The organism is Mesorhizobium humile (genome assembly GCF_033977215.1).
Classification (GTDB): domain Bacteria; phylum Pseudomonadota; class Alphaproteobacteria; order Rhizobiales; family Rhizobiaceae; genus Mesorhizobium; species Mesorhizobium humile.
The window spans coordinates 130,888-145,827 of record NZ_JAVIIV010000005.1; the positions used below are offsets into that span (position 1 = coordinate 130,888).

The window sequence follows — 14,940 nt, forward strand, 5'->3', positions numbered from 1 at the left end:
TCTCACCAGGCGGTCATACCGCCGTCCACCGTCAGGATCGAGCCGGTCGCGAAGGAAGATTCACTGCTCGCGAGCCACAATATCGCATTGGCGATCTCGATCGGCTGCGCGACGCGGTTCATGGGCGAACGGGCATTCAGGGCCGCGACAAACCCCTTGGGGTCCGGATGCGTCTCCAGCATGCTGTCGAAATAGCTCGACCAGGTCACGCCCGGCGCCACCGCGTTGACGCGGATGTTCTCGCCCGCATGGTCGAGCGCCATGGCCCGCGTCAGCGCCGCGACGCCGCCTTTCGAGGCGACATAGGCGGCTCGGTCGGCAAGGCCGACATTGGCGACGTTCGAGGCAGTGTTCACGATCACCCCGCCGCCACCGGCAGCCATGACGGGAATGGCATGCTTGGAGCAGAGGAAGACGCCCTTCAGGTTCACCGCCATCAGCGCATCCCAATCCCCTGCCGCGGTGTCGACGACCGAACCGCGAATGCCGTAGCCGGCATTGTTGACCAGCACGTCTATGCGCCCGAACGCCTCTTGAGCGCGGCGCACCATCGCCGCGACGGAGGCCTCGTCGGAGACATCCGCCTCCGTCGCCAAGGCGCCGGTCCTGGCCGCCACTTCGCTGGCCCGCGCGCCGTCGCGGTCGACGGCGAGAATGTAGGCACCCTCCCTGGCGAAGAGTTCGGTGACGGCGGCGCCAATGCCGGCGCCCGCTCCCGTGACGATTGCCGCCTTGTCCTTCAGCCGCATGGCCGGTCCCCTTTTCCAAACTTGTTTTCACCCTATCTTGCAGAAGCGCTTGCAAAGTGTCGACACTTTTGTATTTAATTTCGGCACGAAATCGGGGATAGCCGTGAAGAACACTCCTTCGGTCGAACAACAGCTGGAAATCTATCGCCGGATGCTGCTGGTGCGGCATTTGGAAGAGAGGCTTGGAGCGCTTCACAAGGAAGGGCGCACACGCGGCCCGATCCACCGGTGCGACGGCCAGGAGGCTGTCGGCGTCGCCGCCACGGCCGCGTTGGAGACGGGCGACAAGGTGGCCACTACGCACCGCGGCCACGCCGTCTATATCGGCAAGGGCATGGCCATGCGTCCCGTGGTGGCCGAGATATTCGGCAGGGCCACGGGCGCCTGCGGCGGGCGCGCCGGCCATATGCTGGTCGCCGATGCCGAAAAGGGCGTGATCGGCGGCAATGCCATCGTCGGTGCCGGCATTCCCGCCGCCACCGGCATGGCGCTGTCGATGCAGATCCTCGGCACCGGCAATGTCGCCATGTGCATTTTCGGTGACGGCGCCGCCCAGACCGGTATCTGCCACGAGGCGATGAACATGGCCGGACTTTGGAAACTGCCGGTCGTCTTCGTGCTCGAGCACAACCAGTTCGGGCTGACCGTTCCTTCAGACGTCCAGTCGCCAGTCGCGGATCTGTCGATCCGCGCAGCCGGCTATGCCATGCCGGCCGAGATCGTCGACGGCAACGACGCGGTCGCCGTCTACCGTGCCGTGTCGGCCATGGTGGAGCGGGCGAGGCGCGGCGAAGGTCCCGGCATGGTCGAATGCAAGACCTATCGCGTCGAAGGCTTCTCCACCTCCGACATGGGCGGCTACCAGAAACCGGAGGACATCGCGGCCTGGAAGGCGCGCGACCCCTTGCTCGTCTCGCGCAAGGCGCTGTCGGGCAAGGTCGACGAGGCGCGGCTCGCCGCGATCGAGGCCGCGGCCAAGGCCGAGACGGACGAAGCCTTCGAGGCCGCGCTTTCCGACCCGATGCCGGAATTTGCGGTCGACGAAGCCTGCAATCCCTACAGCGAGGCGCACTGACATGGCGATGATGCGATATGCCGAAGCGCTCAACGCCGCGCTGCGCGAGGAAATGCAGGCCGACCCTTCCGTCTTCCTTTTCGGCGAGGACATCGGCCGCTATGGCGGCGTGTTCAAGGCGACGAAGGGGCTGATGGAGGAATTCGGTGAAAAGCGGGTGCGCGACACGCCGATCTCCGAACAGGCGCTGACCGCCATGGCGGTGACCGCCGCCATGACCGGCACCCGGCCGGTGCTGGAGATCATGTATGCGGATTTCATGCCGTTGACGCTTGATGCGCTGGTCAACCAGGCCTCGATCTACAACTACGTCTGGAACGGTCAGGTGAAAATGCCCTTCGTGCTGCGCACCCAGGGCGGCGGCGGCGCCGGTGCCGGCGCGCAGCACTCCAAGGCGCTCGATTCCATGGTCGCCCATATTCCCGGCATCAAGGTCGTCGCGCCTTCGACGCCCGCCGACGCCAAGGGCATGCTGAAGGCGGCGATCCGCGACAGCCAGCCTGTTGTCTTCCTCGAGCACAAGCTGCTCTACAACACCCGCGGCGAAGTGCCTGAAGGCGACGTGACGGTGCCGCTTGGCAAGGCGGGGATCCTGCGCGAGGGCAGCGACATCTCGATCTTCGCCACCTCCAAGATGGTGGTCGAGGCGTCGAAGGCGGCCGATCTTCTCGCCATGGACGGCGTTTCGGCCGAGATCGTCGATCTCCGGTCGCTGCGCCCGCTCGACATCGATGCCATCGTCGCCTCGATCGCGAAGACGCACCACGCCGTCGTGGTCAACGAGGGCTGGCGTTTCTGCGGCTACGCCGCCGAACTTTCGGCGACGATCATGGACCATGCTTTTGACGAATTGGACGCGCCGGTCGCGCGCGTCACGCTGCCGGACATGCCGATCCCCTATTCCGAACCGCTCGAAACGGCGATGCTGCCGAGTGCCGAGAAGATCCGCGCCGCCGCGCTGAAGACCCTGAAGTGACGGAGGCGGCAGATGGCAACCCATCCGATCAGCATCGACAGCGCCGGCGGCGAGTATATGGAAGCCGTTCTGGTGGTTGCCTGGGCGGCCAAACCGGGCGATCCGGTCAAGGCCGGCGATCTCATCGTCACCGTCGAGACGGCCAAGGCGGCGACCGAAATAGAGGCTGATCGCGACGGCTGGCTGGCGGACATCTTCTTCACCGAGGGGCAGGAAGCGCCGGTGGGCGCCGTGCTTGGCACTATCGCGGACGAGAAGCCGGCGGTAGGCCAGGCGGCTCCAGTCGCGACAATAGCGGCCGCCGATCCGCTCGCGGCCGCCAATGCCTCTTCCTTCGTCCGCCAGTCCGGCGCCCGCGCGATCGCAAGCCCGCTTGCCCGCCGGCTTGCCGCCGCCGCGGGGCTCGACCTTTCGACCGTCGCGGGAAGCGGTCCCAGAGGGCGAATCAAGAAGCGCGACATCGATGCCGCCCTCGCCGCCCGTTCGGACGCGCCCGGCGGCATCCTGACGGCGCAGGCCGCTTGCCCGGCGTCGCTCGCTGCCGCGCCGGCGACAGCACGGCAAACGGTGCCGACGCTCCTGATCCATGGCTTCGGGGCCGACCGCTCCGTTTGGCGGCAGGTCGTGCCTTTGCTCGAACCAGGTATCGCGACGATCAGCCTCGACCTGCCCGGCCACGGCGCGGAAGCCGCAAGACCGGCGAAGGACATCGAGGAAATCGCCTTCACCCTTTCCGACCGCCTGGAAGCGATGGGCGTGCAGGACGCCCATCTCGTCGGCCACTCCCTGGGCGGGGCGGCGGCTCTTGCGCTCGCCCGGTTTGGCCGTCTCACGGTGCGCTCGGTCACCCTTTTCGCCCCAGGCGGACTCGGTCCCGAGATCAACGCCGGCTTCATCGGCGGGCTTGCGCGGGCGACCAGCGTCCAGGCGCTGGAGCGCTGGCTGGCGGTCATGGTCGGCGACCCGGCAGCCCTGCCCGCCGGCTATGCGCAAGCAGCGCTCAGGCAGATCGACAGGACCGGCAATCGCGGCGCGCTGGCCGCGATGGCCGAGACCCTGTTTCCCGACGGAACGCAAGGCTTCGACCTGACGACGGCGCTTGCGGAACTTGGCGTCCCGACGCGGCTCGTCTGGGGCAAGCTCGACCGTGTCATTCCGGCCGCTCACGCGGCCCGCGCGCCGGCCTTCGCCGCCGTTCATCTCCTCGATGGCATCGGCCATGTGCCGCAGATCGAAGCGCCGGCGCTGACGGCCAGGCTCATCGCGGAGACGGTGCGCAGCTGCGGCTGAGCCGGATCGGCAGACCAGACACGATTTCAGCGGCGCAAGCATAGCCGGACCAGATACCAGAAGGAGTGACCGGGATGATCTTCGACCATCGGACCTACACCGCCCGCCCCAACAAGCTGTCGCATTTCCTCAAGCTCTACGAGGATGTCGGCCTGCCCATGCAGCGGCACTATCTGGGCGAGCCTTTCGGCTTCTTCCAGACCCATATCGGCGATCTGTCGCGGACGGTGCATCTGTGGAAATATGAAAGCCTCGCCGACAGGGAGAATCGGCGCGACCGCATGGAAGCCGATCCGGAATGGCAGGCGTATCGCCGCAAGGTCATCGAGACCGACTATCTCCTCGACATGCGCAACCAGATCCTGAAGCCTGTCTCCTTCTTCAACGCCGGGAAATAAGATGGATCTGATTTTCTCGGCCGAAGGGCAAAGCTGGCCGATACGGCTCACCGGCGATGCCGAGCGCACCCGCCGGGCGCTGCTTTCGGCCCTGCCCATGCGCCTGCAACTCCATACGCCCAAGATCGCCGGCAGCCACATCTACTGGCATGCGCCCTTTGTGGAGGATCTGGAAGGCGCAATGCATGTGCTTGCCGCGACCGCCGGCGCCTTCATCTATTGGCCGGTGCGGCAGTTCCTCGAAATCACCTTCGCGCCGTTGCAGGCCGAGAATGCCGAGATCACCGTGCTCGGCCATCTCGACGCGCCGGTGGAAGGCATCGCCGAACTCGCCGCGACGCTGAGGCGAGACCAGGGCCGCCGCATCCTCGAAGGCACGCTTTCCAAGGTGGACGGTGGTGTCTCGGCTGCGCCGGCGCCATCGCTGCTGCCGCAGGATATCGTCGCCGCACGCAAGGCGCTCTGGGCCGCTTGTCCGTCCGACATCAGCCGGGTGACATCCTCGCGCGCCATCATGCATCCGGCAGGACCCGTCTTCACCGCGGAATCGGAAGCCCGGGTGCTGCATGAATTCCTGTGGTGGATCCGCGCCGAGCGTGGCGAAACGGACGAAGCGATGCGGCGCCACACCGCCGCGCTGGCGCTCGACAAGGCTGCGACGCGCCTTCGCGATTTCTGCCATATGGAGGAAACGCCGGCGCTGCTTTTCCGGCTCAAGGCGGCCATGGGCGACGCACATCCCTTCGATGCCCTGATCGACGAGGCGATCCTGGTCGCCGGACGGATCGGCGCCTGGCTCGACCTGCTCATCCCCTGGAACGACCTCAACGAGGCCTTCCGCGCCGCGCTCGATGGAAAGAGGGCCTGACGATGGAAAGGCTGACGATCGGCATTGTCGGCTTCGGTGTGATCGGGCAGCGCTGGACGGCCTGCTTCGCCCATGCCGGACATGACGTGCGCGTCTACGATCCGATGGAGCGGCGCGAGGCAACCTTCCAGGACGTGCTGCCCGCGCTGATGGCCGATCTCGACGCGTTGAAAGGCCGGTCGCCCGCGCCGGGCACGATCCAGCTTTTCCAGACGCTGGCCGAAACGCTGGACGGCGTCGATTTCGTGCAGGAAAACGGCCCGGAGGATTTGCGGCTCAAGCGCCGGCTGCTCGCCGAGATCGAAGACCATGTCCGCGATGACGTCATCATCGCCTCTTCTTCGTCGGCGCTACTCGTCTCCGACATGCAGGCCGAGTGCCGCTTGCCTCACCGCATCGTGCTCGGTCACCCCTTCAACCCGGCGCATCTGATGCCGCTGGTCGAGATCGTCGGCGGCAAGGCGAGCGATCCGCAGGTGATCGCCCGGGCACGCGCCATCTACGAGGCCATCGGCAAAAAGCCGGTGACGCTCAACCAGGAAGTGACCGGCCATATCGCCTTGCGCCTTATGGGCGCGATGTGGCGCGAGGCGATCGCGCTGGTGCGCGACGGCGTCGCTTCGGTCGAGGATGTCGACCGGGCCTTCATGTATGGACCGGGTCCGAAATGGACGCTGCAAGGCTCGTTCATCTCCAACAGCCTCAATGCCGACGGCATCGAGGACTTCCTGGGCAAATATGGCCCCACCTATCAGGCGATCTGGGACACGCTCCTCGATGCCAGGCTCGATGGCGAGACGATCCGCGCGATCTCGGCCTCGACGACTGCAGCGGTGGGCGGCCGCGGTCAGGAGGAACTTAAGGCGGCGCGGGAGGCCGGCCTCGTCGGCATCCTCAGGACAGTTGCCGAGCGCGGCGCGCTCTAATTATCGCAGCTTGGGAGAACGGCCATGGAGTATCGCACCGCCCTCGTCACCGGTGCCTCGAAAGGCATAGGTGCCGCGATCGTCGAAAGCCTTGTCGCGGAAGGGTTGACCGTCCACGCGCTGGCGCGAAACAACGATGCGCTGCTTGATCTGCAGCAGCGGCTCGGGCCGCGGGTCAGGCCGCTGGTCGCCGATGTCCGCGACACGGAAGCGATCGCCGCTGCGCTCGGGGCGGCGGAAATCGACGTTCTGGTCAACAATGCCGGCGGCCTGGCGACGGTGCGCCCACTGCACGAACAGGGCGCTGAGGAAACAGCCGAGGTGGTGGCGCTCAACCTCACGGCGCCGCTGCAGCTCATCCGTCTTCTCCTGCCGGGCATGATCGCGCGCAAGCGCGGCCACATCTTCAACCTGACCAGCACCGCGGCCAGCGCCGTCTTTCCCGGCACGACGGCCTATGGCGCGGCCAAGGCCGGGCTGTCGCAAGCGGGCCGCATCCTGCGCTTCGACCTTGCAGGCACCGGCGTGCGGCTGACCGAGCTCGCTCCCGGGCGCGTGGAGACGGATTTCTACTTGAAGGCTTTCGACGGCGACCGCGAAGGCCTGCGCAAACGCATGTATTCCGAGCAGCGGCCGCTGCGCCCGGCCGACATTGCCGCCGTGCTCGTTTCGGCACTGCGCCTGCCGGATCACGTCGACATCGCCGAACTCATCGTCGCCCCCAGCGAACAGGCCGCCGGCGGCCAGGTCTATCCACCCGCGCCGCAGCGGTAGGGGCAACGGCCGAGACGCCGCAATCAGTCCAGCACCTGCCCAGTCAATTTGTCGAGCACCGCCGCGCAAGCCTCCTCCCAGGCGGCGGGCACGCCGCGCGCCGACAGAACCTGCAGGCCCCGCTCGGTGATGCCTCCCGGCGTCACCAGCTCTTCGAGCAATAGATCGATCGGCTCGGGCTTTTCGGCGATCAATTTTCCCGCCGCCACGAAGGTCATGGCCGTCAGCCGGCGGGCGATGGCCGGGTCGAGGCCCTCGGCGCTCGACCATTCGGCCGCCTTGCGGATCAGATCCTGCGCCCAGCCGTAGACCGCGGCGCTGACGGTCGCCACTTCGAAGTCCCTTTCGCTGGCCAAAGCGATCGCCGGGCCGAGCCGTCCGAGAACCGCCTGAGCCTCTTTGATGTCTGGGAAATAGGCCGTCGGGCTGGCGCCAATCTCGGCCGCGGTGAACGGCATGGCACGCACGACCCGCGCCGGCGAGACGCCGAGCCGCGACAGCGGCACGCCGGCGCAAACCGAAATCAAAATCTGCCCCTTGCGCCAGGGCAGGTCCTGGACGACCTGCGGCGCCAGCGCCGGCCGCACCGCGAGGATAACGATGTCGGTTCGCTCGACGAGATCGTGGTTGTCCGCCGCGAGCCGGAAGCCATGCCGGGCGCGAAGTGCCGCCGCCTTGCCGCGCGGCGACAAAAGGATGTTTTCCGGGCCAAGCCCGGAGCGCTGGAATCCGGCCAGCATCGAGGCTGCCAGATGACCGACGCCAAGAACCCCTAGGATCATCGCGGTTCCCTCGGCTCGAAGCTGTCGCTTGCCATTCGCATGGGTTTGGGGAAGAAAGGCGCATCGCAAAGTGTCGACATGCACCGCATGCAAGTCAGATGGGAGCCCTCATGACCGAACGCGCCGAGAGTACCGACAACGATCCGCTCCTCGCCGGCGAAGTCGACATGCGTCGCACCGCCGACAGCAGCGAGCGGGCCTACAACACCATCCGCAAGCTCCTCGTCGAATTCACGCTCAAGCCGGGCGAGCGCATCAACGAGGTTCAGCTTTCGCGCAGCCTGGGCGTTTCGCGCACGCCGATACGCGAGGCGCTGAACCGCCTCGCCTCCGAAGGCTTCGTCTCGCTCACGCCCAATCGCGGCTTCTTCGTCAGGAGCCTCAGCACCGAGGGACTGCTCGACCTCTACGAACTGCGCTCGATCATCGAATGCGCCGCTTTCAAGCTGATGTGCGAGCGCGCGGAGGACAGTGAGATCGACCGCCTGCGGCAGTATTGGGAGGCGATCGTCGACGGCTATCGCGACCAAGCGCCCGACATCATCTTGGCCGAGGACGAAGGCTTCCACCTGCTGATCGCCGAACTCTCCGGAAATCCGGAACTCGTCGGCCAGCTCTCCTCCATCAATGCCCGAATCCGCTTCATCCGCCGTATCCAGATCGAGCATCCCTCGCATGACAAGGCTCAGGTCACCTCCCACTCGGCGATCGTCGCCGCCGCCGTCAAGCGAGATGCCGAGAACGGCATGAAACTGTTGCGCGAGCATATCGAAATGACCGTCTCCGCCACGCAGCAGGCGCTCAAGGACGCGCTGCTCAAGGTTTTCGCGCCGGGAAACGGCGCGGATCTGAAGCGCCGGCGAAGGGCCCGCGACACATAATCCGTATCTGAGCACAAAATTGAACGCAATAGTGTAGACACTTTCTTGACGACGATCCCTTTGTCTGCTTCGATGGCGATCAAGGAGAAGAAGACCAGAACGGCCGCTCCCGTCGTGACCAGTAGCCAAGGGGAACCATCATGAGGAAATTCACTGCCACGCTCCTTTTGGGAGCATCGTTGTTCGCTGCGCCGGCCATGGCCGAGCAGGCCACCATCGGTCTTTCTGCTCCGCTCTCCGGCCCGCAGGCCTATTTCGGCACCACGTGGCACAACGGCTTCAAGCTCTATGTCGACAAGCTGAACGCCGACGGCGGGGTCAACGGCGTGACGATCGCCTACGAGCAGGAAGACGACAAGGCGGACCCGCGCGAAGGAACGCTGGTGGCGCAGAAATTCTGCGACAACGACCAGGTGGTCCTCGGCCTCGTCAACTTCAATTCCGGCGTCGCCCAGTCGACCCTGCCGATCTATGAGGATTGCACGCTGCCGACGATGACCTTCGGGTCCAATCCTTCGCTGACCAAGCAGGGTTACAAATTCATGGTGCGCCCGGTCGCCAACGACCTGGCTGGCGCGCTGCTGCCGGCCGAATATGCGCTCGGCAAGCTCGGCGCCAAGACCGCGCTCGTCGTCAACGACAAGCAGGTCTTCGGGCAAGGCATTTCCGAAATCTTCGCCAAGAACTTCGAGGCCGGCGGCGGCAAGGTTCTCGATACCATCGCGGTCGCGCCGACCGACGTCGATTTCACCGCCGTGCTGGCGCAGATCAAGCCCAAGAAGCCGGACGTGATCTATCTCGGCGCCGTCATGCCGCAGCTCGCGCTGTTCGCCAAGCAGATGCACGAGCAGGGCATCAGTGCCACGCTGATCGTTCCCGATGGCGGCTACACGCCGGACCTCATCAAGCAGGCCGGTGAGGCCAACGTCCAGGGCACGCTGGTCGCGATCCAGGTGCCGCCGATGGACGCTTCTCCCGAGATCGCCGAGTTTGCCAAGCTCTACAAGGCCAAATATGGCGAGGACGCCGGCCCCTACTCGATCTACGGCTATGTCCAGGGCCAGATCCTCGAGCAGGTGCTCAAGACGACCAAGGGCCTTAAGCGCGAGGACATCAACGCCGCGTTGCACGCGGTCAAGGTCAAGACCGCGGTGGGCGAGCTGGAATTCGACGAAACCGGCGAACTTAAAGTCGCCCCCTCCTACCTCTACAAGGTCGAAGGCTCGGACTTCAAACTCGTCGGCCAGAAGTAACGATTGCGCGCCGGAGCCGCTTGCCCTTGGCGGGCGGCTCCTTTTTTATTTGCGGCCGTGCCCGGCAGAAAGCGCTGCGGCCACGTTGATCGTTCCCCTCCGCGGCTGGCCTGTCGGGCGGAACCTATTGCACAGGGACGCCAGCCCATGCTGGGAAACCTCATTCAACAGACGGTCAATGCCCTGACGATCGGCGCCGTCTACGCGCTAATCGCGCTCGGCTACACCATGGTCTACGGCGTGCTGCGCATGATCAATTTCGCCCATGGCGAGATGTTCATGCTTGGGGCCTACGTCGCCTTTCTACTGCTCAGCATGCTCGTCGGCGATGTCGGCGCGACGGGCGCGATCGCTCTCACGGCGGCGTTTGTCATCGCCATCTTCCTGGTCGGCGTCATCGGCGTCGGCATCGAAAGGGTCGCCTACAAGCCATTGCGAAATTCCACCCGGCTCGCGCCGATGCTCTCCTCGCTCGGCGTGTCGCTCTCGCTGGTCACCGGCATCCAGATCCTTGCCGGTCCGCAGCCTGTCGCCTTTCCGAGTTTCTTTCCCGCCGTCCGCTACGAGGTGCTGGGCGGCACGGTCAGCGCGGTGCAGATCGGCATCCTGATCGCCGCCTTCGCGCTGATGTTCGGCCTGCATTTCCTCGTCAACCGCAGCCGCATCGGCATCATCGTGCGCGCCGTCTCGGAAAGCCGCCCGACAGCCCAGCTTCTGGGTATCAACGTCAACGGCGCGATCTCGATGGTGTTCTTCGTCGGGCCGCTGCTCGGCGCGGCGGGCGGCATCCTCTACGCCAGCTATTATGGCATCATGACGCCGACCATGGGCGCCGTCATCGGCCTGAAAGCCTTCACCGCAGCGATCCTCGGCGGCATCGGCTCCATTCCCGGCGCCATGCTCGGCGCCTTCATCCTCGCCTTCGTCGAGGTTGGCGGAACGGCGCTGCTGCCCGTCGTCACCCATGGCGTGCTCGGCACCGAATATCGCGACGTGCTGTCCTTCGCGATCCTCATACTCGTGCTCCTGGTCCGTCCCGCCGGCATTCTGGGCGAGGCCGTTTCCGAGGAAAGCATCGTGTACAAGAGGGAGTTCTGATGTCCGTCGCCGAGACCCTCACCACCGCCAAGCCGCGTTCGGGACGGGCCATTTCGTTCCTCTTCTTCGCCATCGCGATCGCGCTGATCGTAGCGACCCCCTTCCTGCCCAACTACTATGTCCGCGTCATCAACAGCCTGCTGATCTATATCCTGCTCGGGATCGGCCTGAACATCGTGATCGGCTATGCGGGACTGCTCGATCTCGGCTTCGTCGCCTTCTACGCGGTCGGCGCATACAGCTACGCGCTGCTTGCCAGCCCGCAGCTCGACCTGCACTGGCCGTTCCTCATCATCCTCCTGGTCGCCGCATGCCTTGGCGCGGTCACCGGCATATTGCTCGGCATACCGGTGCTGAGGCTGCGCGGCGACTACCTCGCCATCGTCACGCTCGGCTTCGGCGAGATCATCCGCATCATCATCAACAATCTCGACTGGCTCACCGGCGGGCCGAAGGGCATTCCCCGCCTCGACAAGGCCTCGATCCTCGGCATTCAGGTCGCCCGTCCGATCGATTTCTTCTGGCTGCTGCTCGTCACCGTGCTCGTGGTCGGCACACTGGTCTGGCGGCTGGAGCGCTCCATCCTCGGCAAGGCCTGGGCGGCCATCCGCGAGGACCAGGACGCCGCGCGCGGCATCGGCATCAACACCACCAACGCCAAGCTGGCGGCCTTCGCCACGTCGGCGACGATCGGCTCGATCGCCGGCGCGATCTTCGCCGCCTCCCAGCGCTTCGTCAGCCCGGAGAGCTTCACGCTGCAGGAATCCGTGCTGATCGTGCTGATGATCGTGATCGGCGGCATCGGCAACATTTTAGGCATCGTCGCGGGCGCTGCGATCCTGATGCTCTTGCCGGAAGTGCTGCGCGAGTTCGCCGAATGGCGCATCCTCTTCCTCGGGCTCTTGATGATCTTCCTGATCATCGTGCGCCCGGCGGGAATCGTGCCGCGCAGCTTCGGGCCGGACAAGCTCATCCGGAGGCTTTTCGGCAAATGACGCTCGCCTTCGACAGATTGCGAAAGCAATACGGCCAGGTCGTCGCCATCGACGACGTGACGGCCTCCTTCGCCCCGGGGCTGATCCACGGCGTGATCGGGCCGAACGGCGCCGGCAAGTCGACGCTCATCAACATGACCGCCGGCTCCTACAGCGTCTCCTCGGGATCGATCGCGCTCGACGGCAAACGCCTCGACATGCTCAAGAAATACGAGATCGCCAATTCCGGCGTGGCCCGCACTTACCAGAATATCCGCCTCTTCGATCAGATGACGGTGCTCGAAAACCTCGAAGTGTGCTTCTACCCGGCCGATGTCGGCGGCACATGGAAGGAAGTGATGTGGCCGCCCTACGCCTCGGCCAGGCGCGAAAGACGGCGCGAGAAATGCGTGGAGGTCCTGCGTTTCTTCGATCTGCAGGGCTACGCGGAGGCGGAGGCCGGCAGCCTGCCTTATGGCCGGCAGCGCATGCTGGAGATCGCCCGCGCGCTCGTCCCGAATCCGCGCGTGCTGCTGCTCGACGAGCCGGCAGCCGGCCTCAATCATCACGAGACGGCGGAACTGACCGCAAGGCTCGCCGCCCTGCGCCTGCCCGACCGGATCACCATCATCGTCGAGCATGACATGGATCTGGTCATGTCGCTCTGCGACAACATCATCGTCATGCATCACGGCAAGCTGCTGTTCCAGGGCACGCCCGCCGAGGTGCAGGCGAGCCCCGACGTCCAACTCGCCTATCTGGGAACCGCCAATGACATCGACGACATCCGGGCCGCTGCTCAGGATCGCCGGGCTCAGCTCGGGATACGGACGCGTCGGCGTTCTTGAAGGCGTCGACATAGAAGTCGATCCGCATGAGATCGTCGTCGTGCTGGGCCCGAACGGCGCGGGCAAGACGACGCTGCTCAATTCCATCTCCGGCGTCGCGCGGGCGAGCGCGGGCGCGATCACCTTCGAGGGACGCGACATCACCGGCATGCGTCCGGAGCAGGTCGTGCGCCTCGGCATCACCCATTGCCCTGAAGGCCGTCAGATCTTCCAGCGCCTGACGGTGGAGGAGAACCTGGTCGCCGCTCATATCGGCCGCGCCGGCAAGAGCTTTGAGGCGCTTCGCGCCGAGGCGTTCGATCTCTTCCCGGTGCTCAAGGAGCGCCGCAACAGCATAGCGAGCCGGATGTCCGGCGGGCAGCAACAGATGCTGGCGATCGGCCGCGCGCTGATGGCCGAGCCGAAGCTGTTGATGCTCGACGAACCGTCCCTCGGCCTCGCCCCGAAGATCGTGCACCAGATCTTCCGCATCATCCTCGACCTGTCGCGCAACGGCATCTCGATCCTGCTCGTCGAGCAGAACGTCCAGCTCGCGCTCGAATGCGGCGACTACGCCTATCTCCTGAACACGGGCAAGGTGAAGCTGCACGGCCCGGCCCAGGAGATGGCCGAGCACTCCGCATTGAGCGAGCATTATCTCGGCGGCGCCAGCGAGGCGGTCCTTCATGTTTGAGGTCGACTGGAAGACGCCGCATCTGTGGCGCAAGACCGCGCGCTCGCGCGAAACGGCGCCGGCGCTTCAAGGTGACCTGAAGACGGATGTGCTGGTCGTCGGCGGCGGCTTCACCGGCATGGCCGCGGCACTTGGCGCGCGCGACAGCGGGGTCGGCGTCATCCTGCTGGAAGGCAACGAGATCGGATCGGCGGCCTCCGGCCGCAACAACGGCCTCGTCATCTCGCATCACTCGAAGGCATCGCCTTCGGAATTCGAGGCCGCCTACGGCAAGACGGTCGGCACACGCTACAACCGCATGGTCGCGGACGCGGCCGGCGTCGCCTTCGGCCTGATGCAGCGCTTCAACATCGATGCCCATCAGGTGCAGGAAGGCTGGATCCAGCCAGCCCACACCGAGGCGACTCTCGCCCGCGCCCGCCAGTTCCATGACGAATGGAAAGCCTTCGGCGCAAATGTCTCCTGGCTCGACCGCGCGGAAGCCAGCACGCGCATCGGCAGCCCCTATCTCGGCGGCTGGATGGTCCACAATTCGGGCCACATCAATCCTTTCGCCATGACCATCGGCCTGGCGGCCGCGCTGGAACGCGAAGGCGTGACCATCCACGAGAACTCGCGCGCGGAGCGGATCGAGCGCCTGGAAGGCGGCTGGCGCGTCTTCACGGCGACGGGAAGTGTCACGGCGCCGGAGGTGGTTCTGGCGACCAACGCGCTGACCGGCGACATCTGGCCGGGGCTCAAGAAGACGCTCGTGCCCTTCAAGGTGTTCCAGGCGGCGACAAATCCCCTGCCCGAGGCATTGCGCGCCAAAATCCTTGTCGGCAATCCGGCCGTGTCCGACATGCGCAGCGACCTGCGCTACTTCCACTATGACCGTGACAACCGGCTGGTCAGCGGCGGCACGCATACGTTCTGGCTGAACGAGGCCGACTGCGGCCGCGCCAAGGTCTCGCGGATGCTCGGCAAGGCATTTCGGGCTTTCGGCGGCGAGCCGGAGATGGTCGAATACTGGCACGGCACCTTTGCGGTGGTGCCTGACCGCAGGCCTCGCCTCTACCGGTTGGGACCCGGTCTCGTCTTCGGCGGCGTCTATTCGGGCCGCGGGGTGGCGCTTTCCATGTCGCTCGGCCAGGAGATCGGCCGCTGGGCGGCAGGCCGCCGCAGCGACGGGCAGATGCCGCTGCCGGTCACCGACATGAAACCGGTTCCGTTCCATCCGATCGCGGTGCAGATCGCCAACCGCATGCACGCCTGGAACCGTCTTCAGGACCGTCGCTCGTAAGAAGCGTTTCTCACAAAACGATAGGGCAATGAGTACGCTCAACGGCCAAGGCCCGCTTCCCTTTTGGCCAAGGAAGCGAGCCTTCATTTTTCG

At 65.6% G+C, this 14,940-nt stretch carries 16 protein-coding genes; 14 read left to right on the forward strand and 2 right to left on the reverse strand.

Translation table 11 applies throughout. From position 1 onward, the window contains the following. Positions 1 to 2 precede the first annotated feature (2 nt). Positions 3 to 749 carry an SDR family oxidoreductase gene (locus tag RFM52_RS10505; RefSeq protein WP_320293264.1) on the reverse strand — a complete coding sequence of 249 codons (747 nt, stop codon included), beginning with the start codon at positions 747 to 749 and terminating at the stop codon, positions 3 to 5. A gap of 103 nt (positions 750 to 852) precedes the next feature. On the opposite strand from RFM52_RS10505, the gene RFM52_RS10510 reads away from it, so the two are divergent. From RFM52_RS10510 to RFM52_RS10540, 7 genes are all read left to right on the forward strand, one after another. Further along, entirely contained in the window at positions 853 to 1,824 is a 972-nt protein-coding gene (locus RFM52_RS10510) for a thiamine pyrophosphate-dependent dehydrogenase E1 component subunit alpha (RefSeq protein ID WP_320293263.1), read from the forward strand. 1 nt (position 1,825) lies between these two features. Further along, positions 1,826 to 2,800 (forward strand): alpha-ketoacid dehydrogenase subunit beta, encoded by a 975-nt coding sequence (locus RFM52_RS10515; protein WP_320293262.1) that lies wholly within the window; start codon positions 1,826 to 1,828, stop codon positions 2,798 to 2,800. 12 nt (positions 2,801 to 2,812) lie between these two features. Next, positions 2,813 to 4,090, forward strand: a complete 1,278-nt coding sequence (locus RFM52_RS10520) for an acetoin dehydrogenase dihydrolipoyllysine-residue acetyltransferase subunit (protein WP_320293261.1) — start codon at positions 2,813 to 2,815, stop codon at positions 4,088 to 4,090. Positions 4,091 to 4,164: 74 nt separating this feature from the next. After that, complete coding sequence (locus RFM52_RS10525; protein ID WP_320293260.1) at positions 4,165 to 4,488, forward strand: NIPSNAP family protein; 324 nt, start codon at positions 4,165 to 4,167, stop codon at positions 4,486 to 4,488. A 1-nt stretch (position 4,489) separates the two neighbouring features. Then, entirely contained in the window at positions 4,490 to 5,356 is an 867-nt protein-coding gene (locus RFM52_RS10530) for a hypothetical protein (protein ID WP_320293259.1), read from the forward strand. A 2-nt stretch (positions 5,357 to 5,358) separates the two neighbouring features. Beyond that, positions 5,359 to 6,282, forward strand: a complete 924-nt coding sequence (locus RFM52_RS10535) for a 3-hydroxyacyl-CoA dehydrogenase NAD-binding domain-containing protein (protein WP_320293258.1) — start codon at positions 5,359 to 5,361, stop codon at positions 6,280 to 6,282. Positions 6,283 to 6,306: 24 nt separating this feature from the next. Further along, on the forward strand, positions 6,307 to 7,056 hold the full coding sequence (locus RFM52_RS10540; protein ID WP_320293257.1) for an SDR family oxidoreductase: 750 nt from the start codon (positions 6,307 to 6,309) through the stop codon (positions 7,054 to 7,056). Positions 7,057 to 7,079: 23 nt separating this feature from the next. On the opposite strand, the gene RFM52_RS10545 is transcribed toward RFM52_RS10540, so the two are convergent. After that, a complete protein-coding gene (locus RFM52_RS10545) occupies positions 7,080 to 7,838 on the reverse strand; it encodes a pyrroline-5-carboxylate reductase family protein (RefSeq protein ID WP_320293256.1) in 759 nt (252 codons plus the stop codon). Positions 7,839 to 7,948: 110 nt separating this feature from the next. Here RFM52_RS10545 and RFM52_RS10550 point away from each other — a divergent pair, with 110 nt between their 5' ends. The 7 genes from RFM52_RS10550 to RFM52_RS10580 all read left to right on the forward strand — a co-directional run bounded on the left by RFM52_RS10550 (position 7,949) and on the right by RFM52_RS10580 (position 14,847). Continuing rightward, positions 7,949 to 8,719, forward strand: a complete 771-nt coding sequence (locus RFM52_RS10550) for a GntR family transcriptional regulator (RefSeq protein WP_320293255.1) — start codon at positions 7,949 to 7,951, stop codon at positions 8,717 to 8,719. Positions 8,720 to 8,859: 140 nt separating this feature from the next. Then, entirely contained in the window at positions 8,860 to 9,972 is a 1,113-nt protein-coding gene (locus tag RFM52_RS10555) for a branched-chain amino acid ABC transporter substrate-binding protein (RefSeq protein WP_320293254.1), read from the forward strand. A 147-nt stretch (positions 9,973 to 10,119) separates the two neighbouring features. Next, the gene (locus tag RFM52_RS10560; RefSeq protein WP_320293253.1) at positions 10,120 to 11,070 is read left to right on the forward strand and encodes a branched-chain amino acid ABC transporter permease; all 951 of its coding nucleotides are present in this window, start codon (positions 10,120 to 10,122) and stop codon (positions 11,068 to 11,070) included. Next, positions 11,070 to 12,065 carry a branched-chain amino acid ABC transporter permease gene (locus tag RFM52_RS10565; protein WP_320293252.1) on the forward strand — a complete coding sequence of 332 codons (996 nt, stop codon included), beginning with the start codon at positions 11,070 to 11,072 and terminating at the stop codon, positions 12,063 to 12,065. The genes RFM52_RS10560 and RFM52_RS10565 overlap by 1 nt, the downstream gene beginning before the upstream one ends. Next, positions 12,062 to 12,892 carry an ABC transporter ATP-binding protein gene (locus tag RFM52_RS10570; protein WP_320293251.1) on the forward strand — a complete coding sequence of 277 codons (831 nt, stop codon included), beginning with the start codon at positions 12,062 to 12,064 and terminating at the stop codon, positions 12,890 to 12,892. Before RFM52_RS10565 ends, RFM52_RS10570 begins: the two co-directional genes overlap by 4 nt. After that, positions 12,816 to 13,565 (forward strand): ABC transporter ATP-binding protein, encoded by a 750-nt coding sequence (locus tag RFM52_RS10575; RefSeq protein WP_320293250.1) that lies wholly within the window; start codon positions 12,816 to 12,818, stop codon positions 13,563 to 13,565. Before RFM52_RS10570 ends, RFM52_RS10575 begins: the two co-directional genes overlap by 77 nt. Continuing rightward, positions 13,558 to 14,847: an NAD(P)/FAD-dependent oxidoreductase gene (locus tag RFM52_RS10580; protein WP_320293249.1), complete on the forward strand. Its 1,290-nt coding sequence runs from the start codon at positions 13,558 to 13,560 to the stop codon at positions 14,845 to 14,847. The genes RFM52_RS10575 and RFM52_RS10580 overlap by 8 nt, the downstream gene beginning before the upstream one ends. Positions 14,848 to 14,940: the final 93 nt, after the last annotated feature.